Source organism: Pseudomonas sp. NPDC089395 (assembly GCF_044749525.1).
GTDB lineage: Bacteria > Pseudomonadota > Gammaproteobacteria > Pseudomonadales > Pseudomonadaceae > Aquipseudomonas.
The window spans coordinates 41,783-65,296 of record NZ_JBIVID010000005.1; the positions used below are offsets into that span (position 1 = coordinate 41,783).

Here is a 23,514-nt window from a genome sequence, read left to right on the forward strand (position 1 = left end):
TTCGATGAAAAAGTTTTTCAGCCTGATCGCCACCCTTCTGGTGCTGACCGCTGCCGTGGTGATCGGTCGCCAGTTGTGGCTGCACTACATGACCACGCCGTGGACCCGCGACGGCCGCGTGCGCGCCGACATCATCAACGTCGCCGCCGACGTGCCCGGCTATGTGGTGGACGTGAAGGTCCTGGACAACCAGCGGGTGAAGAAGGGCGATGTGCTGATCCAGATCGACCCCGAGCATTACCAGCTGGCCGTCGACCAGGCCAAGGCCCTGGTCGCGTCGCGCAAGGCCACCTGGGACATGCGCAAGGTCAACGCCAAGCGCCGTGCCGACATGGACAACCTGGTGATCTCCAAGGAAAACCGTGACGACGCCAGCAACATCGCCATCTCCGCGCTGGCCGATTACCAGCAGGCCCAGGCCATGCTGGCGGCGGCGCAGCTGAACCTCAAACGCACCCAGATCGTGGCCACGGTGGATGGTTACGTGACCAACCTGAATATCCACAAAGGTGACTATGCGCGCACCGGCGAGGCGGTGATGGCGGTGGTCGACGAGAATTCGTTCTGGGTATACGGGTTCTTCGAGGAGACCAAGCTGCCGCATGTGAAGGTGGGTGACCAGGCTGACCTGCAGATGATGAGCGGCGAGCGCCTCAAGGGCCATGTGGAGAGCATCGCGCGCGGTATCTACGACCGCGACAACCCGCAGAGCCGCGAGCTGATCGCCGATGTGAACCCGACCTTCAACTGGGTGCGGCTGGCGCAGCGGGTGCCGGTGCGGATTCACATCGATGAAGTGCCGGAAGGGTTCTTGCTGGCGGCGGGGACGACTTGTACGGTGGTGGTGAAGCCGAGCGAGGGGTGACCGGTGTTACCGACCTCTTCGCGCCTAAGTAGGCGAAGAGGTCAACAGCGGCTGATCACTATCAATTCAACGCGGCGCCAGCCTCTTGCAGTAACTGATCCCAATCGTCCGGAGGGTGGCCGCTGAGGAGCATCCTCTGGAAGACCTTGTAAGCATTGTCACTGCTTTCATAGGCTCGCTTGCACGTCTCGTCATTTACCCAGGCCAGCACGATGATCTTGCTAGGGGTGTGGTAGCGAAAGAACAGCCGGTATTGCTGAAAGAACTTTGCGCGAAACCAGTGCTTGTGATCCCCGCCCAGCGTTGCGCCTTGACGGTATTCTGGCTTGCTCGGGTCTTGTGGAATGACGTCAAAAGCCAGTTTTTTAATCGCTGCCAGTCTTTTGTATGCGTTCTTCTTCATGTACCCAGCAGGGTCTTTCTTCTGCTGTGCCTTTACTTGATCACTGAGCGCATCCAGGTTGGCTAGAAACAGCGGGTGGGCAAATACAGTCCATCCATGAATCGTTAACGGCTTCCTCTTTTCATCACTCATTCATCATCCGCCGACAGACGTTGATCAATATTCAACTCAGCATCCCCTACGAGGCTATCGAGGCGAGCGATGAGTTCAGCATCGACAACTTGCAGACGTTGGGGGTTGGTGGCGATATCGTGCGCCAGAAAATTCAGGAACTGGCCCAGCACCGGATCGTCTTCGGTTGCCTCAGCGCGGGTGAGTATTACCCCGCCGTCGGGTTGAATCGAGTAATGGATCTTGTCACGTTTTTTCAAGCCCAGCGCACGACGCACTGTCTCGGGAACTGTGGTCTGGTAACGATCGGTTAATGTGGATTCAACTTCGAAGGTAGCAGCCATGGCTAAATTCCTTTGCATTTCGGCGATGAATGCAAAGGTAATGCGCTTGCATTGCCTGGTCAATGCAGTTGCATTACCGACCTGATGAGTGGCCTACGCCGCTCCTACCAGCACCGGTACCTCAACCCGATCGATCACCTTCGCGCTGATCGATGGGTCCAACAATCGCCCCAATCGTGACAAGTGTCGGTGGCCCATGATGATCAGCTCGCACTGTAGATCCTGCGCCTTGGCGACAATTGCCTCGACCGGCTGCCCGGCGACCATGCAGCCCTGGCTGGTGAAACCGGCCTGTTGCAGGGTCGCGACGGCCTCGGCCACGGCGCGCTCGCCCACGCGTTGTTCCTCGCAAGCAGCGGGGTATTCCTCCAGTTCCTCGGCGGTGTAGGGCGCCGGTGCGTCATGCACGGCGAAGGTCGAATCGATGGCCAGCAGCACGTGCAGTTCGTGCTCGCCGGGGCGGCAGTAGTGGCGGGCGAGGGTGAGCAGGGCGCTGGTGGCGGGGGAGGCGTCGATGGCGATCAGGACGGGGCTGGGCATGGGGGATCCTTGTTGAAGCGGGATGATCTGTTGCCTGTACTGGCCCAATCGCCGGCTTGCCGGCGATTGGGCCAGTACAGTCACTGCATCACTTATGGCCCATTCAAGGATCCAGATAAATGCCCCAGCACGCACGAGCGCATTGCGTCTGGTGCAATCCGCCAAGCTGTTAACATCCGCTTTCCCACAACCGCCACGGAAATCGGTCATGCAACTCCCGGACATGAACCTGCTCGTTGCCCTCGATGCCCTGCTCGATGAAGGCAGTGTGGTGGGTGCTGCACAGCGCATGAACCTGAGCCCGGCGGCCATGAGCCGGACCCTGGGACGCATCCGTGATGCTTTGGGCGATCCGATCCTTGTGCGGGCCGGCCGTGGTCTGGTGCCGACACCACGGGCGCTGGCCCTGCGCGAGCAGGTGGCAGCGCTGGTGGAGCAGGCCGGGGAAGTATTTCGCAGTGCCGACGAAGTCGATTTGTCTCGGCTTGACCGCGCCTTCAACATCCGCACCAACGATTTGTTCATTGCCCTGTATGGCGCCCAGTTGCTGCGCCGCATGCACGAGCAGGCGCCGCGCACGGTATTGCGCTTCGTACCCGAGAGCCCCGGCGGTGACGATGACAGCGTGCTGCGCGATGGGCGCACCGACCTGATCATCAGCTCGACCGTCGATCTAGGCCCGGAAATCAAGGTACAGAGCCTGTTCCAGACCTACTACGTGGGCCTTGCGCGGCGTGACCACCCGATCTTCGATCTGCCGATCACCCCGCAGAGCTTTGCCAGTTATCCACAAATCAGCGTGTCCCGACGGGGGCGGGCCAATGGGCCGATCGACGTCGAACTGGCCAACTTCAAGGTCCAGCGGCGGGTGGCACTGATTACCCCGAGCTTTCACTCGGCGCTGTTTTCGCTGCCGGATTCGGACCTGATCCTGCCGATGCCAGCGAACATCCTCAACAGCGTGTACAAGCTCGGGCTGCCGCTGCGCTCGTTCGATATACCGGTGCCGCTGGAGCGGGTAACGGTGCTGCAGGCGTGGCACCCGCGCTTTCACAACGACCCGGCGCATCGCTGGTTACGGCAGACCTTGAAGGCGTGTTGCAGCGTCGATCCTTGATGGCCTGTGAGGGCCCTATCGCCGGCAAGCCGGCGATAGGGCCCTCACCTGACAAAACCCGGATTGCGTCTGACGCAACTTAAAACTACCGATAAGTCAGTTTTCGTCAGCATTCGACCTTCATAGACTTGCTCCAGTCGTAAATTTGTTGCTGGAGATGTCTACCCGTGAGTTCCCTATCCACCCCGTCTGCCGCGATTGCCGTCGCCGCTGCGCCGGTCGCGCCTGTGCAGACGGCGTTCGGCCTGCGGGTGGTGGTCGGGCTGTTCGGTGTGTTGCTGGCGGTGCTCTGTGCCGGCCTCAACGAGTCGGTGACCAAGATTTCCCTGGCCGATATTCGCGGTGCCATGGGCATCGGCGCCGATGAAGGCGCCTGGCTGCTGGCGGTCTACAGCGCGGCCTCGGTCTCGGCCATGGCCTTCGCCCCTTGGCTGGCCACCACCTTCTCCCTGCGCCGCTTCACCCTGAGCGCGATCGGCCTGTTCGCCGTGCTCGGCCTGCTGCAACCGTTCGCGCCCAACCTGCACAGCCTGATGCTGCTGCGCATCCTCCAGGGCTTCGCCTCGGGGGCCTTGCCGCCGATGTTGATGAGCGTGGCGCTGCGCTTCCTGCCGCCGGGCATCAAGGTCTACGGCCTGGCCTGCTATGCCCTGACCGCTACCTTCGGGCCCAATCTCGGCACGCCACTGGCCGGTCTGTGGACCGAGTATGTCGGCTGGCAGTGGGCGTTCTGGCAGATCATCCTGCCCTCGGCGCTGGCGATGTTCTGTGTGGGCTGGGGCCTGCCGCAAGACCCGCTGCGCCTGGAGCGTTTCAAACAGTTCGACTGGCGCGGGGTGCTGCTCGGCCTGCCGGCCATCAGTTGCATCGTGCTCGGTCTGTCGCTGGGCGATCGCTGGGGCTGGTTCGACTCGCCGCTGATCGGCTGGCTGCTCGGTGGCGGTGTGCTGCTGCTGGTGCTGTTCATGTACAACGAATGGTCCGAGCCACTGCCGTTCTTCCAGCTGCGCATGCTGCAGCGGCGCAACCTGAGCTTCGCTCTGGTGACCCTGGCGGGCGTGCTCATCGTGCTCTCCGGTGTGGGCAGCATTCCCTCGGCGTACCTGGCGCAGATCCAGGGCTATCGCCCGGCGCAGACCAGCCCGTTGATGATGCTGGTGGCCATGCCGCAGTTGATCGCCCTGCCGCTGACGGCGGCGCTGTGCAATATCCGCGCGGTGGATTGCCGCTGGGTGCTGGGGGCCGGGCTGGCGATGCTGGCAGCGTCCTGCATCGGCAGCAGCCTGCTGACGTCGCAGTGGATCCGCGGCGACTTCTACCCGTTCTACCTGCTGCAGGTGTTCGGCCAGCCGATGGCCGTGCTGCCGCTGCTGATGCTCTCCACCAATGGCATGACCCCGCAGGAAGGCCCGTTCGCATCGAGCTGGTTCAACACCGTCAAGGGCCTGGCTGCGGTGATCGCCGGTGGCCTGCTGGATGCCCTCGGCACCCTGCGCCGGCACTTTCATTCCAACCACCTGGTGGACAGCCTGGGCAATGCCCCGCTGATCGACGACAACGCCGCGGGCCTTGCCAAGCGTATTCACGATCAGGCGCTGGTGCTGACCTCGGCCGACCTGTACCTGGTCATGGCCTGCATCGCCGTGGCGCTGATCTGCCTGATTCCTTTCGTGCCTACCCGGGTCTACCCGCCGCGTGCGGTGGCTTGAACCCTGGATGAATTCCGAGACGCTGAAAATGACCCACAAGCGCAAGACAATCGTGATCGGCTCGGTGCTCGCCGTGGCCGTACTGGCCGGCATCGTTGGCCCCTGGATGTTCGGCAGTGACCAGCGCCAGAGCACCAATGATGCCTACATCATCGCCGACTACACCGTGGTCGCGCCCAAGGTCGCAGGCTTCATCAAGGAGGTGCTGGTCGAAGACAACCAGCAGGTCCAGGCCGGCCAACTGTTGGCGACTATCGATGCGCGCGATTACCAGGCCGCGCTGGATGCCGCCCAGGCCCAGTTGCTGGTGGCCAAGGCGCAAAGCGCCGATGCCCGTGCCACCCTGGAGCGCCAGGCCTCGTTGATCGCCCAGGCCGAGGCGGCAGTGAAAGCCGCGCAGGCCGAAGCGGCCTTTGCCGATCATGAGGTCAACCGCTACAGTCGCCTGGCCGAGCAGGGCGCCGGCACGGTGCAGAACGCCCAGCAGGCGCGCAGCCGGGTCGACCAGGCCCGTGCACGGCTGGCCAATGCCCAAGCGGCGCTGGTGGCAACACGCAAGCAGGTAGATATCCTCAGCGCCCAGGTGGCCAGCGCCGACGGCCAGTTGAAACGTGCCGAAGCGGGCCTGGAAAAAGCCCAGCTCGATCTTTCCTACACCCGCATCACCGCGCCGGTCGACGGCATGGTCGGCGAGCGTGCGCTGCGCGTCGGCGCCTTCGTCAATCCGGGCGCGCGCCTGCTGTCGGTGGTGCCGCTGCAGCACGCCTATGTGGTCGGCAACTTTCAGGAAACCCAGCTGACCCACGTGCAGCCTGGCCAGCCGGTGCGCATCAGCGTCGACACGTTCGCCGGTGAAACCCTCACCGGCCATGTCGAAAGCATCGCCCCGGCCACGGGCGTGACCTTCGCCGCGGTGAAGCCGGACAACGCCACCGGCAACTTCACCAAGGTGGTGCAGCGTATTCCGGTGAAGATCGTCTTCGATGACGGCCAGCCGCTGCTCGATCGCCTGCGCGTGGGTATGTCGGTGGAAGCGACCATCGATACCCAGGGCGACACGCTCGCCGGCAAACAGGTCAGTGCCCGATGAAGCCCGCCGTACGCTTGAGCCCATTGCTGTTGGCCATGCTGCTGGCCGGCTGCACTCTCGGCCCGGACTATCAGCGCCCGGACAGCCAGGCGCCAGCGCAGTGGGCACCGCTGCAAGGTGAAGCTGCGCCGAGCCAGCCACAGGCCGAGCCGCTGGAACTGCGCTGGTGGGAAAGCTTCAACGATGCCCGCTTGAGCGCGCTGATCCAGCGCGTTGCCGAACGCAACCTCGACTTGCAGATGGCCAGCGCACGTCTGCTGCAAAGCCGCGCCCTGCGTAGTACCGTGGCGGCCGATGAAGTGCCGTCGGTCGATGCCGGCGCAGGCTACAGCCGCGCCCGTAACAGCGCCGAAGGCCTGAGCGACCCTTCTGGCCATGCGGGTAAGTCGGCTGTCAACCTCTGGCAAGGCGACCTGGTCGCCGGCTGGGAGCTGGACCTCTGGGGCCGTGTGCGGCGCCAGGTGGAAGCCGCCGATGCCAGCGTGGAGGTGGCCGAGAACGACCGCCGTGGTGTGCTGCTGGCGCTGCTCTCGGAAACGGCCGGCAACTACATTCAGCTGCGGGCCGTGCAGCACACCCTGGACGTGACCCACGACAACCTGAAGGTTGCCCGGCACAGCCTGAAACTGTCCGAAGACCGCCAGGCCGAAGGTGTCGCCACCCGCCTCGACGTCGCCCAGGCCAGTGCCCAGGTCGCGTCCATCGAAGCGCGCCTGCCGAGCCTGGAAGCCCGGCGTGACGATTTGATCAACGCCCTCAGCCTGCTGGCGGCCGAGCCACCGCGCAGCCTGCAGGCCGAGTTGCAGGAGGGGGGCGAGCTGCCCGCACCGCAGCAGTCGTTCGCCATCGGCTTGCCGTCCGAGCTGGCCGAGCGCCGACCGGACATCCGCCAGGCCGAAGCCCGCCTGCATGCCGCCACGGCCAGCATCGGCGTGGCGAAGGCGGACTTCTACCCCAGCATCCGCCTGTCGGGCAGCGTCGGCTTCCAGGCCATGCAGCTCTCTGACTTTGGTGCCTGGGATTCGCGCCGCTTCGCCTTTGGCCCGCAGCTGTCGCTGCCGATCTTCGAGGGCGGGCGGCTCACCGGCACTCTGGAACTGCGTGAAGCGCAGCAGCAGGAAGCGGCGCTGAACTACCGCAAAGTGGTGCTCGGGGCCTGGCATGAAATCGACGATGTGCTACGCCTGTACAACGCCAGCCAGTTGCGTCGCGATCATTTGGCCGAGGCGGTGCGGCAGAACCGTATCGCCCTGGAAACGGCCCAGCGCCAGTACGTGGAAGGGGCGGTGGACTTTCTCAATGTGCTGACCGTGCAGGGCGACCTGCTGGCCAGTGAAGAGCAGTGGATCGACAGCTCCGCGGCGGTGTCGCAGGCGCTGGTGGGGTTGTATAAGGCGTTGGGTGGTGGGTGGCAGGCGTTTGATGAACAGCTTGCGCACAAGGCGTGATTTTTGGGGGCCGCTTTGCGGCCCTTTCGCGACACAAGGCCGCTCCTACACAGGTCGCGCGGTGCCTGTAGGAGCGGCCTCGTGTCGCGAAAGGGCGGCAAAGCCGCCCCAGCGATTCTCCAGACTAGCGAGGAGGCAAAAATGCACATTTCCTTGAATGGTAAACGCGCCATTGTCAGCGGCTCCACCGCTGGCATCGGCCTGGCAATCGCCATCGGCCTGGCCGACGCCGGTGCCGAAGTGGTGCTCAACGGCCGCACCCAGGCGCGTGTCGACGATGCCCTCAACGCGGTCCGCGAGCGCTTGCCGCACGCCCGGGTCATCGGCGTCGCCGCCGACCTGAGTACACAGGAGGGCGCGCAGCAGCTGTTCGACCAGGTGCCGCACACCGACATCCTGGTCAACAACCTCGGCATCTTCGAGCCCAAGCCGTTCTTCGAGATCGAGGATGCCGACTGGCAGCGCTTCTTCGACGTCAATGTGCTGAGCGCCGTGCGCCTTTCGCGCCACTACGCCCAGGGCATGGCCGAACGCTCGTGGGGGCGGGTGATCTTCCTGTCCAGCGAGTCGGCGTTGCAGATCCCGATCGAGATGGTTCACTACGGCATGTCCAAAACGGCGCTGCTGGCGGTGTCGCGTGGGTTGGCCGAGACCTTGGCCGGCACTGGGGTGACCGTCAACTCGGTGTTGCCTGGGCCGACGCGTTCCGAAGGGGTGGATGACTTCATGACCAAGCTGGCACTGGAGCAAGGTGTCAGTCGCGAGGAGCTTGAAGCCAACTTCCTGGCCGAGCACCGGCCTACTTCGCTGCTCAAGCGATTGGAAACGGTGGAGGAGGTGGCGAACATGGTGGTCTATCTGGCTTCGCTGCAGGCCAGTGGGACCACCGGAGCAGCCTTGCGGGTCGATGGTGGGGTATTGCGTTCCATTGCCTGATCGTTGGGTTGGCTGTTCTGGCCCTATCGCCGGCAAGCCGGCTCCCACAGGGTATGTGCAACACATGGTTCCTGTGGGAGCCGGCTTGCCGGCGATAGGGCCGGTACAGCCAAGCGAAATCTCAAAGCGGGCGCAAAAGCCCAAACCGCTTGCGCAACGCCCAATCCAGCAACCGCCGTGGCAGCAGCCGAGCCATCAATGGCAGCGCCGTACTGCCATTGCCCAAGCGAACCACCGCAGGTACCGGCGACTTGCGCGTGGCCGCCAGCAGCCCTTGGGCAAACGCCGCTGCCGAGGTCGGCTTGTCCTGCGAAGCCCGCGCCCGAGCCTGCACATGCTCACGCAACGGCCACCACGGCGAATCCGCCGCCAGCACCTGCTCGGCCTGACGCTGGGCATTGCTGGCGAATTGCGAGGCAATCGCCCCGGGTTGCACTTCCATCACCCGTACACCGAACGGCGCCAGTTCCAGGCGCAAGGCATCGCTCAAAGCATTCACGGCAGCTTTCGAGGCGCAGTAGGCGCCTGCGAAAGGGGTCACCAGGACACCCGAGACACTGCCGATGTTCACCACCAGCCCACGCGTGCGGCGCAGCAGCGGGAACAACGCGCGGGTGACGCCAACCACGGCGAACACGTTGGTTTCGAATTGTTGGCGCATGGCGTCCACACCGCCATCGAGCAAGGGGCCCATGGCGCCGTAGCCGGCGTTGTTGATCAACATGTCGAGGGTTTCGATTTCCTCGGCCAGTCGGGTCAGGGCGTCGGTGTCGTTTACATCCAGTTGCCGGGCGGTGAAGCCGGCGGCGCTCAGACGCTCGACATCATCGGGCTTGCGGGCGGTGGCCCAGACTTTGTAGCCGGCATCGCGGAAGGCGTCGGCCAGGGCGCGGCCGATGCCGCTGGAACAACCGGTGATCAGGACGGTGGGCATGGGGTAGGCCTGTGGTCGGGAGAGGTTAGGGTTGACTGCACTGGCCCTATCGCCGGTAAGCCGGCTCCCACAGAGATCTGTGGCGTACCTGTGGGAGCCGGCTTGCCGGCGATAGGGCCGGTGCAGGCAATGCATCAATTGGAAAATGTACCTTGCAGGTGCTCGGCCCGAAACTCCAGGGTCTGCGGCCGATACCCGGCACGCAGCGGTGGCAGCGGCAGGCAGTCCTTCCACTCGGCCCCCGGCTGGAGTTCACCCGGCCCCCGATAGCGCGGAGCGCTGTAGGTGTTCTCGGCCAGGTTCACCGTATCGCCCGGCGCAAAGGCCGCCACGCGCCAGCGCAGCTCGGTGAGTGGAACCTCGTTGCCGTTTTTCATGCGCACCTGCAGGGCGCGGTCGGCGGGGCATTGGTCCGGGGCGTAAGTCAGGCGCAGATCGAGCCGTGCCAGTTGCGAGGCTTCACGGTTGTCTTGCCAGACGACCGCCAGCGCGACGAGGGCCAGGCCACAGACAGCGGCCAGCGAAATCGGCAGGGCCTTGGCCGGGTAGCGCAAAAGCAGCACCAGCCAGGTGAGGATGAGGAAGGCACCGATGATCATGGCGCAGGCAGACCTTGGTTGTGCGGGTCCGACCATCGTAGCGCCAAATCGCGGTGGCCTCAAAAATGGGGCCGCAAAGCGGCCCCAGGGTCCTGCTTACTGCGCGATGGTCTTCACCGAAACCCCACGCTCGACCGGCGTCGAAGTCCGCCCATACACATCCTCGAAGCGCTCGATGTCATCCTCGCCCAGGTAGCTTCCGGACTGCACTTCGATGATCTCCAGCGGGATCTTGCCCGGGTTGCGCAGGCGGTGGATCGAGGCAATCGGAATGTAGGTCGACTGGTTCTCGGTGAGCAGGAACACGTTCTCGTCACAGGTCACCTCGGCAGTGCCGGACACCACGATCCAGTGTTCGGCACGGTGGTGGTGCATCTGCAGCGACAGGCTGGCGCCGGGCTTGACGGTGATGTGCTTGACCTGGAAACGGCCGCCCATGTCCACCGAATCATACGAGCCCCACGGGCGGTACACTTCCAGGTGGTTCTGGGTCTCGCTGCGGCCCCGGTCGTCGAGGGTCTTGACCATCTGCTTGACGCCCTGGACCTTGTCCTTGTGGGCAATCATCATCGCGTCCTTGGTCTCGACCACGACGATGTTCTCAAGGCCGATCACCGACACCAGCTTGCCGTTGCCATGGATCATGCAGTTGCGGCTGTCCTGCACCACCACGTCGCCCTTGGTGACGTTGCCGTCGGCGTCCTTCTCGTGCACTTCCCACAGCGACGACCAGCAACCCACGTCGCTCCAGCCGGCCGTCATCGGCACCACGCAGGCGCGCTGGGTCTTCTCCATCACCGCGTAGTCGATGGAGTTGTCCGGGCAGCAGGCGAAGGTGGCTTCGTCGATGCTCAGCACATCGTCGTCTTCCTTGCTGCGCTCCAGGGCCAGCAGGCAGGTGTCGTAGATGTCGGCGTCGTGCTTTTTCAGCTCTTCGAGGAAGCGGCTGGCGCGGAACAGGAACATGCCGCTGTTCCAGAAGTAGCCGCCGGCGGCGACGAATTCGGCGGCGCGCTTCTCGTCGGGCTTCTCGACGAACTGGGCGACCCGCGCCACGCCTTCGGGCAGCAGCGCGTCCTGGCTGGAACGGATGTAGCCGTAGCCGGTTTCAGGTTTGGTGGCCGGCACGCCGAACAGCACCATCTCGCCACGTTCGGCGGCCACGGTGGCCAGGGCCAGGGCGCGTTGCAGGGCTTTCTGGTCATCGATCACGTGGTCGGCGGGCAGCACCAGCATCAGCTCGTCACGGCCTTCGTTGACCAGTTTCATGGCGGTCATGGCCACGGCCGGCGCGGTGTTGCGACCGAACGGCTCCATCAGGATGGCCTGGGTCTCCAGCTTCAGGCTGGCCAGCTGCTCCTGGACGATGAACTTGTGATCCTTGTTGCACACCACGATGGGTGCATCCATGCCTTCGAACACCAGGCGCTCGAGGGTTTGCTGGAACAGGGTGTGCTCACCGGTCAGGGCCAGGAACTGCTTGGGGAACTGCTTGCGCGACAGAGGCCACAGACGGGAACCGCTACCACCAGAAAGAATTACCGGGATCATGTTGTTTCTCCAATAAGGTCGTTAAAGAGGCAGGGGATCAGTGGGTGGACGCTGGGCGGGTGACCCAGACCGGCGACAGATTGCTGCCGGAGCCAGTGACATACAGCACGGCAGCTTCGCCGCGCTCCAGGGCGACCGGTTTCAGGTCGCCGACTTTCTTGTCGCCTTCGAACAGGGCCAGGTTGACCTTGACCGGATTGATCTCGCGCTCGCCACGGCCCTTGGCGGCCACCGACTGGACCACTTCGGTCTTGCCGTCGGCGGTTTTCAGGGTCAGGGCCTGGTCAGTCAGGTTCTGCACGCGCACCAGGGCTTTCTGCTTGTTCTTGAACGGTGGTTCTTCGATCAGTTGCGGGTTGCCGCCGTTGTTGTTGACCAGGGTGTAGTACTTGTCTGCAGCCAGTTTGACCGGGACGCTCTTGCCGCCGACCTGGGCGGTGTAGTCACCCCCTGGCAGGAAGCTGAAGTCGCTGCTGGCCTGGGCGCCGACCTGCTTGATCTGGGTGTTGCCGACGCTGGCAGCGGCCGGTGCGCTGGCGGCGTTGTACAGGCGCACGAAGGTCGAGCCTTTCGGTGCGGTCGGGCCATACAGCGCGGCGTCGGCGCCGGCGAAGGCCTGCAGGGAGGCGAGAGACAGGCCGGCCGCGAGGGTGAGGGCTTTGGCAATGGAAGTCTTGGTAGTCATGTGCGTGTTCCTCTCTATCTATCAGTGGTCCGTCCGGGTGGACGACAAGGCCAGGTTTTCTTCGGATTTACGGGAGTTCTTCAGCTGCGCGATCCACTGCGGATCAAAGCTGCTGAGGTCGTTCTTCATTGGCAGATAACGTTCGGGGAATTCCCACACCACCACTTGTGGCGCGGCGTTCTTGAAGGCATCGCTTTGCAGGTACTTGAGCATCGGCAGCAGCGGCCCGTGGCCGTCTTCGGCGTAGTTGGCGACGTCGCTGTGCAGGGCCTGCTGCAGCGCGCCGAGGAAGTTCCAGTGCGGGTTGGCGCTGTAGCTGGTGCCCACCAGGGCGACCGGGATCTGGCTGTCGGCGAACAGGGCGTCGCCGGCATCAGCCTGAGCCTCGGCGGGGCGGGTCGTGCGTTGCTGCAGGTTGTCCGGGCTCGGCAACAGGTTGCTGAACAGCGGGTCGAGCGGCAGGAAGTTGGTCAGGTCGCCTTTGTACGGCGCGGTGTCGCCGGCTTCGGTGATGAAGGTCTGCGGGTCGCCATTGAGCAGGCTCTGGCGGCTGACCGCCTCGGCCAGGGCCTGGGCGGCGACTTCGGCACCCATCGGTGTCCAGTGGGTGTCGGTGCGCAGGAATACCTGGCCGCGGGCCTTGGCCTGCTCCATCGCTGCCTGCAGGTCCGGGGCGAACACGTTGGCCTGACGGACCTGGGCATGGAACTGGTTGTACAAGTCGTCATGCAGGCTGGCCGGCTGCTCCTTGCCCACGTATTCCGAGTAGATGCGCGCCTTGGCCGGCACGATCGCCAGCACCAGCTGGCTGCCGTGCTGCTGCAGGGTGTCGCGCACGCCACGGATCAGCGCCAGGTTTTCCTGCATCAGTTGTTCGGCACCGGCCGTGGGCTTGAACTCTTCATCGCTGAACAGCCACTGGTCGCGGCCCAGCACCACGCCGGGGCGGCCTTCGTTGAACAGCTTGAAGTCCAGCGCGGCCCAGAGGTTGGTGCCCAGGCGCTTGATCGGGAACTGCTCGTCGTAGTGGGTCTCGGCGGCCTTGGCCAGCTTGCCGTTGAGCAGGGTCATCTGCTCGGTACGCTGGAAGCTTTGCAGGCCACCGGTGGACCACACGCCCATGCCCACCAGCAGGCCGAGGAACGACAGGGAGTAAGTGATGCGTAATGTCCGGGTCATGGTCGTCAACCTCAGAACTGGAAGTAGAGGAACGGCGAGTAGCTTTGCGCCGAAAGCTTGAGGATCGAGGCTGCGAACAGCATCAGGATCAGGGCGCGCGACATGACGCGCGTCCAGTCCAGGCCGAGCGAGCCGTCGGCATTGACTTGCACCGGGGTGGCCTTGGCCGTCGGCTTGGCGTTGCGGTAGAAGTCACGCAGGCCGAAGAACGCCAGGGTGAGGTAGGCGATGACCAGCGTCGCCACCTGCAGCCCGGTGAGCTGGGCGCGGTTGAGCTCCGACAGCTGCCATTCGCCGAAGCTGAACATGGCGCCATACATGCGGCCGGCCACGGCCAGGTTTTCGGCGCGGAAGATCACCCAGCCGATCACCACCAGCAGGAAGGTGAACGCCCACTTGACCGGGTTGAAACGCTGCGGGTTGGTGTCCAGGCCCAGTGCCCGTTCGATCGCCAGCCACATGCCGTGCCAGGCGCCCCAGATGATGTAGGTGAAGTTGGCACCGTGCCACAGGCCACCCAGCAGCATGGTCAGGAACAGGTTGCGGTAGGTGTTGAAGGTGCCTTTGCGGTTGCCGCCCAGGGTGATGTACAGGTAGTCGCGCAGCCAGGTCGACAGGCTGATGTGCCAGCGGCGCCAGAACTCGGTGATCGACTGGCTGATGTACGGCTGCTTGAAGTTCTCCATGAAGCGGAAGCCCATCATCAGGCCCAGGCCGATGGCCATGTCGCTGTAGCCGGAGAAGTCGAAATACAGCTGCGCGGTGTAGGCCAAGGCGCCGAGCCAGGCATCGCCCGTGGTCGGGTTCTGCAGGGCGAAGCAATGGTCGGCCACCACCGCCAGGGTGTCGGCGATGAACACTTTCTTGATGAAGCCCTGCATGAAGCGGGTGCAGCCTTCGGAGAACTTGTCCAGGGTGTGGGTGCGGTTGTTGAACTGATCGACCAGGTCCTTGAAGCGCAGCACGGGGCCGGCGATCAGGTGCGGGAAGATCGCCACGAATGCGGCGAAGTCGATCAGGTTGCGGGTGGCCGGGGTGTCGCCGCGGTACACGTCGATGATGTAGCTGATCGACTCGAAGATGTAGAACGAGATACCGATTGGCAGCAGCACGTGGGTCAGGATGAACGGCTCCAGGCCAAACGAGCTGACGATCGCGTTGAGGCTGTCGACGCCGAAGTTGGCGTACTTGAAGTAGCCGAGGATCGCCAGGTCGACGCCCACGCCCAGCAGCAGCCAGCGCTGGGCCGGCTTGGTGCGCACGCCGGCGGCGCCCACTTTCAGGCCGATCCAGTAGTTCCACAGGGTCACCCCGGCGAACAGGGCGAGGAAGTCCACCCGCCACCAGGCGTAGAAGATGTAGCTGGCGACCAGCAGCAGCAGGTTGCGATAGCGTTGCCCGCTCAAGTAGTACAGGCCGAGGAAGATCGGCAAGAACAGGAACAGGAACACGTTGGACGAGAAGACCATCCCGGTTCTCCTAAGTTGTTCACAGCATCCAGGGCAAAGCGCCCCCCAAACCCCCCAGCCCATGACTGAAGAGCAATTCATTCCCTGTGGGAGCGGGCTTGTCCCGCGAACAAGGGCGAAGCCCTTGCCAGGCACCGCACTGTCCGCTTCGCGGGACAAGCCCGCTCCCACAGGGATCACTCCCACATCGGGGTGTTACTTCTTGGTATCCGCGCTCGGGTCGTAGACCCGGGTGAGGTTGCCGCCCAGCCTGAAGCTGTCGAACGGCTGCATGCCGCGCTTGCGCTGCAGGGTGTCGCCGCTGCAGGCGTAAAGGCTGCAATACGGCTCCATCCAGGCGTACTTGCTGTCGATCTTCAGGTCCTTCATGTCCTGCTTCTCGCCATTGCGGGTCTTGAACGCGCTCGGGTCCCTGGACCCGGCCAGCACGCGCTGGGCCAGGCGCTGCAGCGCGTTGTCGTTCTCGCCGCGCACATCCACGCCGTTGGCCTGGGCGAAGCTGGCGATCATCGCCAGTGGCGGCAGGGCATAGTTGTGGTAAGCCAATGCGCGCTGCTTGCGCTTGAGCTCGTTGGGCAGGAAGCCCTGGTCGTCGACTTGGTTGGCGCCGACCTTGTATTCCTTCACCGACCAGTCGAACAGGTCGCGCCGGTCAGTGGCCACGGCAGTGGCCATCACCGACCAGGCCGCCCAGTAGCTGTGGTTGTTGATCTTCTCCAGCGGCAGGTTGCTCCAGTCGCGCACGGTCTGCTCGGCGAGGCGGGCGAACCACTTCTCGATCAGCTCGGCCTCGGCCTGGTGCGCGGCCAGCGGCTGCGAGTTGGAGAACTTCAGGCGCAACCACGAGCCGCTCATGCTGCCCAGCGCCCATTTGCGCATCGACTTGCCGGTGTGGTTGTAGTCGCTGGACATCAGCGCATCGGCGCGCGCCCAGGTACCCAGCCAGGTCAGGGTGCAGTCGAGCTGCGCCGGGCGGCCGTCGCGCATGTACTGGTTGACCATCTTGGCCACGCCGCGCTCCAGGGTGGTGATGTCCTTGGTGGAGTCGCGGAAAGCTTCTTCGGAGTCCAGGTTCAGGGTCGCCCGCGCCTTGTCCGAGCCTTCGTACTTGCTGCGAAACTGCAGCGCGCCGGTGTAGGGCTTGGGCGACGCTTCGCAGTGGAAGTTGCCGTCGCGGGTCTTGAGTTTCTCGATGCCCTCGTAATAACCCTGGGGTGGCACCAGCGCGGCATGCGCGGCACCACCGAACATCGCCAGGGCGAGCAGGGCAGGGCTGAAGGTTCGCTTGAATGCAGTCATGGTCGCCTCACTGGCCGGCCTGCGCGGTTTGCGCGGGCACGGCGAAGTTGTTGCGTTTGCAGAGCTTGGCCTCGACCTTCTGGGTGCCTTTTTCCGGACCTTGGATCTCGAAGGCCAGCAGGTTCTGGCTGGCCCAGTCCTCGTCCTCGCGCATCTGGAAGACGAAGCGGCCGTCGGTGTCGGAGGTTTCCGGTTTTTCCAGCTTGATGTCCTCGTGGCGGCCGTTGAGGTACCAGAGGGTTGCTTGCAGCACCTTCACCGAAGGGTCTTCGAACTTGACGTCCATCTGCAGGTTGCGGTTGATCAGGTCCTTGATCACGCCGCCCTTGCCGTTGACCATCAGCTCGTTCTTGCCGGGCTTGAGCGTGGCGCTGGCGCTCATCAGCGCCGGGCGTGCATCGCAGCCGTCGTCGAGCAGGCCGAGGATCTGCCGCCAGATGGTTTCCTGGTCCAGGCGATACAGCGGCGAGAATTCCCAGACGAGGATCTTCGGCGGGTTGTTCTGGAACTCCTCGCTGCCCAGGTACTGGATCATCGAGCCTTCCAGGCCACCGCCGGGGAAGGCGACGTTGAGCACGTCGGCGCCGATGTACTGTTCGAGGAAGCCCGAGAAGTTGTAGTTCTTGCCGCTGTGGCTGGTGCCGACCAGGGTGATCTGGGCGTTGCCGCTGTCACCGAACAGGTCGTCGCCGCCGCCGCTCGAACCTTTCGGCTCGGTGGCGAACTGGTCCATGTACTGCACCGCGTAGCTGGTGCCGCAGAGCTGGCCGGCCACGTTGTGCAGGGTGCCGGTCTTGCCCATGCGGCCGGACTTGTGGGTTTCGAATTCCTTGCGCGGGATGCCTTCGAAGGCCGGCATCTTGTGCACGGTATCGGCCACGATCTTCGCCGCGCGTTCGGCGCCATAAGGCGTCCAGTGCTGGTCGCCACGGAAGTAGAAGTCCTTGCCCTGGTCGGCGGCGGCCAGTTGCTCGTTGGTCAGCGGCGACAGGTCGGGCACGTTGTAGCCCATGCTGGCGAAGCGCTTGAGCATGGCCTGGTAGTTGCCCAGGGCCTTCTGGTAGTCGAAGGCGGCTTTCTCGGCGGGCTCAAGCATGTTGCGGTTCACCAGGCCACGGGTCGGCTGGTAGACCACGACCAGTTCCACGCCGCGTTTCTTGAAGGCGTCATGCACCTGCTGCAGGCGCTTGTAGCCGGCCGCGGTGGTGTTGAACTCGGTGCGCAGGTCTTCGCGGGTACGGAACAGCCAGTCGCCCTTGGCCTGCACCAGCGTGGTGAAGTTCTGCTGGTAGCGGGTGGTGTAGCGGCTGGCGTCATGCGCCTCGGGGCACAGCTGGCAGCAAGGCTCGGCAGTAAAGGTCGGTGCCTTCACTTCATCGGCGCGCACGCCCTGGCTGATGGCCAGGAGGGCGGCGGACAGGCCCAGCAGTTTCATCAAGTGTGGGGTCATGGTCTGGGCTTCCTTAATCGATCATTTCGGTCTGGCGTTCGACCGGGTCGATCAGCACGGCCTTCTGCTGGCGCACCAGCAGGTCGAGGATTTCGTCCTGGCGCTCGCCGAGGATGCCGTTGAGGCTGATGCCGTTGGACTTGCGCGGGGCGAGCATGGAGACCTTGTACAACTCCACCGAAAGCGGCGAGTCGATCGACAGGGGGCCGGAACCGTTGGCCGCCAGTTCGCCGCCGACCACGATCAGCGACACCTTGGTGTCGAACGGGTCGAGGTCGATGTCGCGGTCGGTGTCGGACAGGTCCTTGATGTGCCCGTACACGCCGACCAGGCCGTTGGCCATGGCGACGTTTTCGTACAGGCGGATGTTCACGCTGTTGCGCACGCGGATGCCGTGGCGACGGTTGTTGATCAGCTTGTTGCCCCAGATCAGGTTGTCGCCGCTTTCGTACAGGGTGATGCCGTCGGTGTGGTTGCGGTAGATCTCGTTGTAGGCGATCAGGTTGTTGACGCTGTTACGGTCGATCACCACGCCCGAGAGCTTGTTGTCATAGCTCTTGTTGTTGATGATCCAGCTGTCGTTGACCTCACGCGAGACGATGATCCCGTGCTTCTTCTTGGTGCCGTACACGGTGTTGCCGGCGATGATCAGACGGTGCGAACGGTCGTGCGGGTCGATGCCATAGACGATGTTGTCGCGGTAGGTGTTGTCCTTGACCACGAAGTCCTGGGTCTCGTAGCAATAGAAGCCGTACCACATGTCGCTGAACTCCGAGCCGATGATCCAGCCGGTGGGCTCCGGGCGGCCCATGCGCTTGGACATGTTCGGCGTGTACTGCGAGATGCTTACGCCATACGACTTGGACTTGGCGTAGCCGAAGCTGGCCATCTTGGTATTGACGATGTAAGTCTCGGTGCCGCCCCACGACAGCAGGAACGGACGGAACTCGGTGGGCGAGCGGAACGTGGCGGGGCCGTTGTCTTTCTCGCGCCAGCCCGTCACCTGGGTGTCGCTGATGAACAGCTTGCCGTCGTTGACCAGGAATGCGCCGCGGTCCTGGGACAGGCGCAGCTGCTTGACCTTGCCGTCGATTTCCAGGATGCCCTTCTGCCCGACCACGATCGGCAGGCGTGCCAGGTAAACCCCTGGCTCGACCTCGCTGAGGTATTGCTTGGGCACCTGTTTGCTCAGTTGCACCAGGTCGACATGGCCATCATCGACGAAGATCGCCTGGGGGATGCCGTGCTGGCGCTGCACCCACTCGGCCGCCTTGTTGTCACCGCCGATGAATTCCTTGAGCGACTCTTCCTGCAGCATGCGCCGCACGCTGACTTTGCCCTTGTGGCGGCGGTCGATCTTTTTCTGCACGGCCTCGGCCGTGTAGCCGCTGAGGTCGGGCAGTTTCGGCGGGTCCATGTGCAGCGGCTCGGTCGGCGCGCTGGACACGGTGTAGGTCTTGGCCTGCTGCAGCTCCTTGGCGATCACCGCAGGTTCTGCGGCGACGGCCAGGCCGCTTGCCAGCAACAGGGCGCTGGCCAGGAGGCTGTGACGTAAGTGCGGGTGAAGGTTCATTGCAGGTCCTCTCCCGGCCTCAGAAGTGCCAGATCACGTCGACGAAGGCACGGTGCATGTACGAGTCCGTTTCCTTGCCATAGGCATCGCCCGGCTTGAACACACCGGCGCGCAGGCGCACCAGCGCGGACGGCTCGTCGATGGCCTGGCTCATGGAGGCCGGCAGCAGGCCTTGTTTGAAGTACTTGGTCACGACCACGTCCATTTCCTGGCCGAGGTCTTTCTCGCCGTCGACCAGCGGGCGGCTGACGCCGTTGTCGTTGACGGCCGCGTTGATGCCGCTGGAGCCGATGTTCTGCGAGCCATCGACACGCCAGAACTTGTGGTAGATGAAGCTGGCGTCGTAGTCGTCGCGCAGCTGCCAGGAGGCGAACAGGGTGGCTGCCTGCAGGTTGCCCAGCTCGCCACGGAAGGCTTCGCCGAAGCGGTGCACGCGCGAGCGGGTACCGGTGAAGTTGGAGCGGTTGCTCTCAAGGCCGGTCTGTTCGAAGTTGTTCGAGCCGTCGTCGCCACCGCCGCCGCTGCCGCGGGCGTAGGCCGCGCCGACCTGCCATTGCGGGTCCAGGCGCAGGCGGATGCCGAGGTCGGTGGCCCAGGCATTGACGTCACCGCTCTGCTTGCCGGTGGCCACTTGCTGGTCGCCGACCTGCTGGCTGCTGAGGGTGTCGCGATCGCCGGTCAGCCAGGTGACGCTGCCCCAGTAGTTGACGGTGTGGTCGTTGCGCCAGTTGTAGGCGTCGCTGTTGGCCTCGAGGCCCAGCCAGGTGAGGTCGCCGGTGCGGGTCTTGTCCAGCGCGTCGATTGTTTCGCCAGGGTTCTTCAGGCTGCCGCTGTCATGGGTGTGGTGGGCACGCACGCCGACCCAATGACCGGGTGTCCACTGCGTGGCGACGTTGCCGTACACATGCGTGCGGTCCTTGTCTTCCGGGGCCAGCTCGGTGAGGTCGGTGCGGTATTCGCTGAAGCGCTGGGCCACGCCCAGGTCGGCCTTGAGCAGGGTGGTGTCGAAGGTCCAGTTCAGGGCTTCGATGTTGGTGTCGCGCCACATGCCGTCGTCACTGCGCAGGCGCTGGCGGCCCAGGCGCAGTTGCTCGCCGGGGTAGGCGGTGAGGCCGCTGTAGCCGACCCAGAATTCACGCATGGCCAGGTAGCTCTTGTCTGGCTTGCGGCTGTCGTCGCCGGTGTCGGTGGTGCTGCCGTCGTCGTTCTGGCGCAGGGTGTCGGTTTCGATGGTGTCGGTGGCGGCGACGGCCTGGCCCATGGCATAGGCGCTCCAGTTGCCGCGTTCACCGTAGACCCATGGGCGCAGGTCGAGGCCCAGGCCGTTGACGTCGCCGCCGGAGCGGGTGCCCAGGTCGCGGTCGTCTTCCGACTGGCCGGTGATCTTCACATCCAGGCCGAAGTTCTTCTGCGCCGTCATGTCAGCCAGGGTCGGGCAGGACCACAGCAGGGCGAAGCTCAGGCCGATGCCGGCTTTCACGAAGGGATTGAGCGTCATAGCGAGTCCTCACCGTCTACTTCTTTTTCATCGTCTTGCAGGGCTTCGAGGGCGAGGGTGCTGTTGCCACCCTGCGCCATGCTGCCGCGTGCCTGCTTTTCTTGCTCCAGCAGGCGCTGGGCCTGGCTGCGCTGGTCAGGCGTGAGCTGCTGGTCGAGTTGCTGCAGCAATTCGGTGGATTGCGGCGTCGGGTTGACCTGGGACAGCTGGGCGAATACCCAGGCATTGCCCGGTTGCGGGCGGATGCCATGGCCTTCGCTGAACAGCTGGGCGAGGGCGTAGTCGGCGCTGTTCTGACCGCCGCGGGCAGCGCTGAGCAGGTGGTCGACGGCCTTCTGCGGCTCGACGTCGCCCAGGTAGCCACGGCGGTACAGCTGGCCGAGGTAATAGTGGGCGCTGACTTCGCCGGCATCGGCGGCGGCCTGCAGGTGCTGCTCGGCTTTTTCGGCATCGGCCGGCAGCGTCTTGCCTTCGTAGTACAGGCGGCCCAGCAGCAGCTCGGCACGCGGTTGTTCGGCTTCGCGGCCCTTGTCGATGTAGGCCATCAGCTGGTCGGTGTCGCCCAGCTCGGGGAAGTCGTAGACCAGCTGCGCCAGACTGACCCAGGACGCCGGGTTGGCCGGGGCGACCTGTTCGAGCAGGTCCTTGGCGGTTTTCTCGTCGGTCTGGCCGAGGCTGCGGTCAGCCAGTACGCGGGCGACGCTGTCGACCCGGGTGGCCGGCACCGCGCCACGGGCATAGGCGGCCTTGAGCTGGCCGAGCAGGGCGGCTTGCTGGTCGGCCTGCGCGCGTTTCTGGTAGACGGTAGCCAGCTCGACGTAACAGATGTCGGTGGTGGCCAGCGCGGCCTTGCAGATCTGCTCGACTTCACCCAGGTGCTGGTCGTAGGTGCCCTGGGTGCGGTACAGCAGTACCTGGGCCAGGCCCGCTTCCGGGTTGCCGGCGGTGCGCCACTGGTCGATCTGCTGCTGGGCGTTGATGTTGGGGAAGCTCTGCGGGTAGGTCAGGTAGAGCATCGCCAGCGGGATCAGGGTGTTGCCTTCGCCCTGGCGGGCAGCGGCCTTGAGCAGCTTCTCGGCTTCTTCGCGTTCCGCCTGGCTGCTGTCGGGCTTGGCCACCAGCAGGCGGCCAAGGCGTGCCTGGGCCCGCGGCGAAGTGGCCGCCGCGGCGCGGTAGGTGGCTTCGGCTTCCTTGAGCTGCGACGGGTCGCGGGTGGCCACCTTGATGTCGGCCAGGCCCACTTGCGCTTCGCTGTAGCCGAGGTCGGCCAGGGCCTTGTAGTTGCGCTCGGCCAGCGCGGTGTCGCCGCGCTTGAGGGCTTCATTGGCCAGGCGCTGGTCGGGCAGGCCGGCACAGCCGGCCAATACCATTGCCGCGGTCAACGCGCACAGGACCTTGTGGGAGCCGGCTTGCCGGCGATTGGCCAGGGCAGGCGAATCATCTGCGGGGCGAGTGCTGCGCACTCGATCGCTGGCAAGCCAGCTCCTGCAGGTACCGAGTTGTCTGCTAGTCATCGACTTGTCCTCTTACAGCCCACGGGCCACGGCTTTATCGATCAGCCAGTTGAGCGAAGGGCCACGGTCGCTGTTGACCGAAGCCGGACGCCCGGCAAGTTCTGCGGGCAGGCCGCTGTCTGGCTTGATCTGAACGCGGATGTCGGACGCCAGGTTTTCGCTGTTGAGGCTGGTGCTGCTGACGATTTGGCCGGTACGCACTTCGTCTTCGCCGGCGACCTGGAAGTTGACCCGGGTACCTGGCTTGACCTCGTCGAACTGGCGGTAGCTGAAGCGCGCTTCGACCATCGGTGTGGTGGTGCGTGGCACCAGCTGGAAGATCGGCTGGCCCTTGGCGGCGTACTGGCCGTCGTCCACCAGCTGGCGGGCAACCACACAGTCGCAGGGGCTGGTGAGGGTGCCGGAGAGCTGCTTGCCGAACAGTTCCTCGACCTTGGTCGGCTCCAGGTGCGAGTCGTCCAGGTGGCCTTTGAGCATGTCCAGCATGCTGGTGCTGAAGCTGGCCAGCGGCGCGCCCTTGACCACCTGGCCACCGCTCTCGACCAGGCTGCTCACGGTGCCGTCGCGCGGCATGGTGATGGTGGTGGTCGGCACGGCGACCACGCCGGCTTCGGCGTGGCTGACGAAGTACATGCCGTACAGCGACTTGGCGACGAAGCCGAAGGCCGCGACACCGACCACGAACACGCCGAGGGTGACGGTCACGGCCTTGAGCCGGCCGAAGGCGGACAGCCCAGAGCCGCCGTCCTTCTGCTTGCGCGCCTTGGTGAAGTTGTCGCGCTGCAGGGTGCTGAGCACATCGCCGATGCTGATCAGTTCACCCGACAGGTGGCTGGTGATGATGTGGCGCAGGGTGGCGATATCGCGAGGTTCAAGTTTCTGGAACTGCGCACCGGTACGACCGCTGTCGGCGATGTAGGAGCGCACCTGGAGTTCGATATCCATCGACAGGCCAAGGTTGTCGACCACGAACTGCAGGCGCCCGCGCAGTACTTCACCCACCGACAGCACTTTCTTGGTGTGGAAGCTCAGGCCACCGGCGGACAGGTCGTCGACCTTCACATCGTGGGCTTGGCGGTCATTGTCCAAAAAGCGCAGCTTGGCCGGGATGCGCACCCGGGCGTGTTGGCGCTGGGCTTCGGACTCATGCACGACATTGACGTTCACGGCGGTATTCATGGTGGTTTGTTCCTGTTAGAT

21 protein-coding genes are annotated in these 23,514 nt (G+C 64.4%); 6 read left to right on the plus strand and 15 right to left on the minus strand.

The features are described 5' to 3' along the window. The first annotated feature begins 4 nt into the window (after window positions 1–4). Complete coding sequence (locus ACIPZG_RS13010; RefSeq protein WP_400714203.1) at window positions 5–865, plus strand: efflux RND transporter periplasmic adaptor subunit; 861 nt, start codon at window positions 5–7, stop codon at window positions 863–865. A gap of 61 nt (window positions 866–926) precedes the next feature. Here ACIPZG_RS13010 and ACIPZG_RS13015 read toward each other — a convergent pair whose 3' ends face one another. The 3 genes from ACIPZG_RS13015 to ACIPZG_RS13025 form a co-directional block, all read right to left on the minus strand. Continuing rightward, window positions 927–1,400, minus strand: coding sequence for a type II toxin-antitoxin system YhaV family toxin (locus ACIPZG_RS13015; protein ID WP_400714205.1), 474 nt, complete (start codon window positions 1,398–1,400; stop codon window positions 927–929). Further along, window positions 1,397–1,723, minus strand: a complete 327-nt coding sequence (locus ACIPZG_RS13020; RefSeq protein WP_400714208.1) for a type II toxin-antitoxin system PrlF family antitoxin — start codon at window positions 1,721–1,723, stop codon at window positions 1,397–1,399. The genes ACIPZG_RS13015 and ACIPZG_RS13020 overlap by 4 nt, the downstream gene beginning before the upstream one ends. A 93-nt stretch (window positions 1,724–1,816) precedes the next feature. After that, the gene (locus ACIPZG_RS13025) at window positions 1,817–2,263 is read right to left on the minus strand and encodes a universal stress protein (RefSeq protein ID WP_400714209.1); all 447 of its coding nucleotides are present in this window, start codon (window positions 2,261–2,263) and stop codon (window positions 1,817–1,819) included. Between the two features lie 208 nt (window positions 2,264–2,471). Between ACIPZG_RS13025 and ACIPZG_RS13030 the strand changes: the two genes are divergently transcribed. The 5 genes from ACIPZG_RS13030 to ACIPZG_RS13050 all read left to right on the plus strand — a co-directional run bounded on the left by ACIPZG_RS13030 (window position 2,472) and on the right by ACIPZG_RS13050 (window position 8,563). Further along, a complete protein-coding gene (locus ACIPZG_RS13030; protein WP_400714212.1) occupies window positions 2,472–3,380 on the plus strand; it encodes a LysR family transcriptional regulator in 909 nt (302 codons plus the stop codon). A gap of 167 nt (window positions 3,381–3,547) precedes the next feature. Continuing rightward, window positions 3,548–5,089 carry an MFS transporter gene (locus tag ACIPZG_RS13035; protein WP_400714215.1) on the plus strand — a complete coding sequence of 514 codons (1,542 nt, stop codon included), beginning with the start codon at window positions 3,548–3,550 and terminating at the stop codon, window positions 5,087–5,089. A gap of 28 nt (window positions 5,090–5,117) precedes the next feature. Beyond that, on the plus strand, window positions 5,118–6,179 hold the full coding sequence (locus ACIPZG_RS13040) for an HlyD family secretion protein (protein ID WP_400714805.1): 1,062 nt from the start codon (window positions 5,118–5,120) through the stop codon (window positions 6,177–6,179). Beyond that, window positions 6,176–7,627: an efflux transporter outer membrane subunit gene (locus ACIPZG_RS13045; RefSeq protein WP_400714218.1), complete on the plus strand. Its 1,452-nt coding sequence runs from the start codon at window positions 6,176–6,178 to the stop codon at window positions 7,625–7,627. The genes ACIPZG_RS13040 and ACIPZG_RS13045 overlap by 4 nt, the downstream gene beginning before the upstream one ends. A gap of 141 nt (window positions 7,628–7,768) precedes the next feature. Then, complete coding sequence (locus tag ACIPZG_RS13050) at window positions 7,769–8,563, plus strand: SDR family NAD(P)-dependent oxidoreductase (RefSeq protein WP_400714221.1); 795 nt, start codon at window positions 7,769–7,771, stop codon at window positions 8,561–8,563. Window positions 8,564–8,684: 121 nt separating this feature from the next. On the opposite strand, the gene ACIPZG_RS13055 is transcribed toward ACIPZG_RS13050, so the two are convergent. From ACIPZG_RS13055 to ACIPZG_RS13110, 12 genes are all read right to left on the minus strand, one after another. Then, entirely contained in the window at window positions 8,685–9,497 is an 813-nt protein-coding gene (locus ACIPZG_RS13055; protein WP_400714224.1) for an SDR family oxidoreductase, read from the minus strand. 134 nt (window positions 9,498–9,631) lie between these two features. Further along, the gene (locus ACIPZG_RS13060) at window positions 9,632–10,096 is read right to left on the minus strand and encodes a multidrug transporter (protein WP_400714227.1); all 465 of its coding nucleotides are present in this window, start codon (window positions 10,094–10,096) and stop codon (window positions 9,632–9,634) included. 96 nt (window positions 10,097–10,192) lie between these two features. Continuing rightward, entirely contained in the window at window positions 10,193–11,647 is a 1,455-nt protein-coding gene (locus tag ACIPZG_RS13065) for a mannose-1-phosphate guanylyltransferase/mannose-6-phosphate isomerase (RefSeq protein WP_400714229.1), read from the minus strand. Between the two features lie 37 nt (window positions 11,648–11,684). Beyond that, window positions 11,685–12,332 carry an alginate O-acetyltransferase AlgF gene (locus ACIPZG_RS13070; protein WP_400714231.1) on the minus strand — a complete coding sequence of 216 codons (648 nt, stop codon included), beginning with the start codon at window positions 12,330–12,332 and terminating at the stop codon, window positions 11,685–11,687. 21 nt (window positions 12,333–12,353) lie between these two features. Then, window positions 12,354–13,511, minus strand: a complete 1,158-nt coding sequence (locus ACIPZG_RS13075; protein WP_008100038.1) for an alginate O-acetyltransferase — start codon at window positions 13,509–13,511, stop codon at window positions 12,354–12,356. A gap of 11 nt (window positions 13,512–13,522) precedes the next feature. Then, complete coding sequence (locus ACIPZG_RS13080) at window positions 13,523–14,980, minus strand: MBOAT family O-acyltransferase (RefSeq protein WP_400714235.1); 1,458 nt, start codon at window positions 14,978–14,980, stop codon at window positions 13,523–13,525. Window positions 14,981–15,175: 195 nt separating this feature from the next. Next, window positions 15,176–16,279 (minus strand): mannuronate-specific alginate lyase, encoded by a 1,104-nt coding sequence (locus ACIPZG_RS13085; protein WP_400714238.1) that lies wholly within the window; start codon window positions 16,277–16,279, stop codon window positions 15,176–15,178. A 7-nt stretch (window positions 16,280–16,286) separates the two neighbouring features. Continuing rightward, complete coding sequence (locus tag ACIPZG_RS13090) at window positions 16,287–17,729, minus strand: alginate O-acetyltransferase (RefSeq protein WP_400714241.1); 1,443 nt, start codon at window positions 17,727–17,729, stop codon at window positions 16,287–16,289. A 13-nt stretch (window positions 17,730–17,742) separates the two neighbouring features. Next, entirely contained in the window at window positions 17,743–19,302 is a 1,560-nt protein-coding gene (gene algG, locus ACIPZG_RS13095) for a mannuronan 5-epimerase AlgG (RefSeq protein WP_400714244.1), read from the minus strand. A gap of 19 nt (window positions 19,303–19,321) precedes the next feature. After that, the gene (locus ACIPZG_RS13100; protein WP_400714247.1) at window positions 19,322–20,800 is read right to left on the minus strand and encodes an alginate export family protein; all 1,479 of its coding nucleotides are present in this window, start codon (window positions 20,798–20,800) and stop codon (window positions 19,322–19,324) included. Then, on the minus strand, window positions 20,797–22,170 hold the full coding sequence (gene algK / locus ACIPZG_RS13105) for an alginate biosynthesis TPR repeat lipoprotein AlgK (protein ID WP_400714808.1): 1,374 nt from the start codon (window positions 22,168–22,170) through the stop codon (window positions 20,797–20,799). The genes ACIPZG_RS13100 and algK overlap by 4 nt, the downstream gene beginning before the upstream one ends. 156 nt (window positions 22,171–22,326) lie before the next feature. Further along, window positions 22,327–23,493, minus strand: coding sequence for a PilZ domain-containing protein (locus ACIPZG_RS13110; RefSeq protein WP_400714250.1), 1,167 nt, complete (start codon window positions 23,491–23,493; stop codon window positions 22,327–22,329). Window positions 23,494–23,514: the final 21 nt, after the last annotated feature.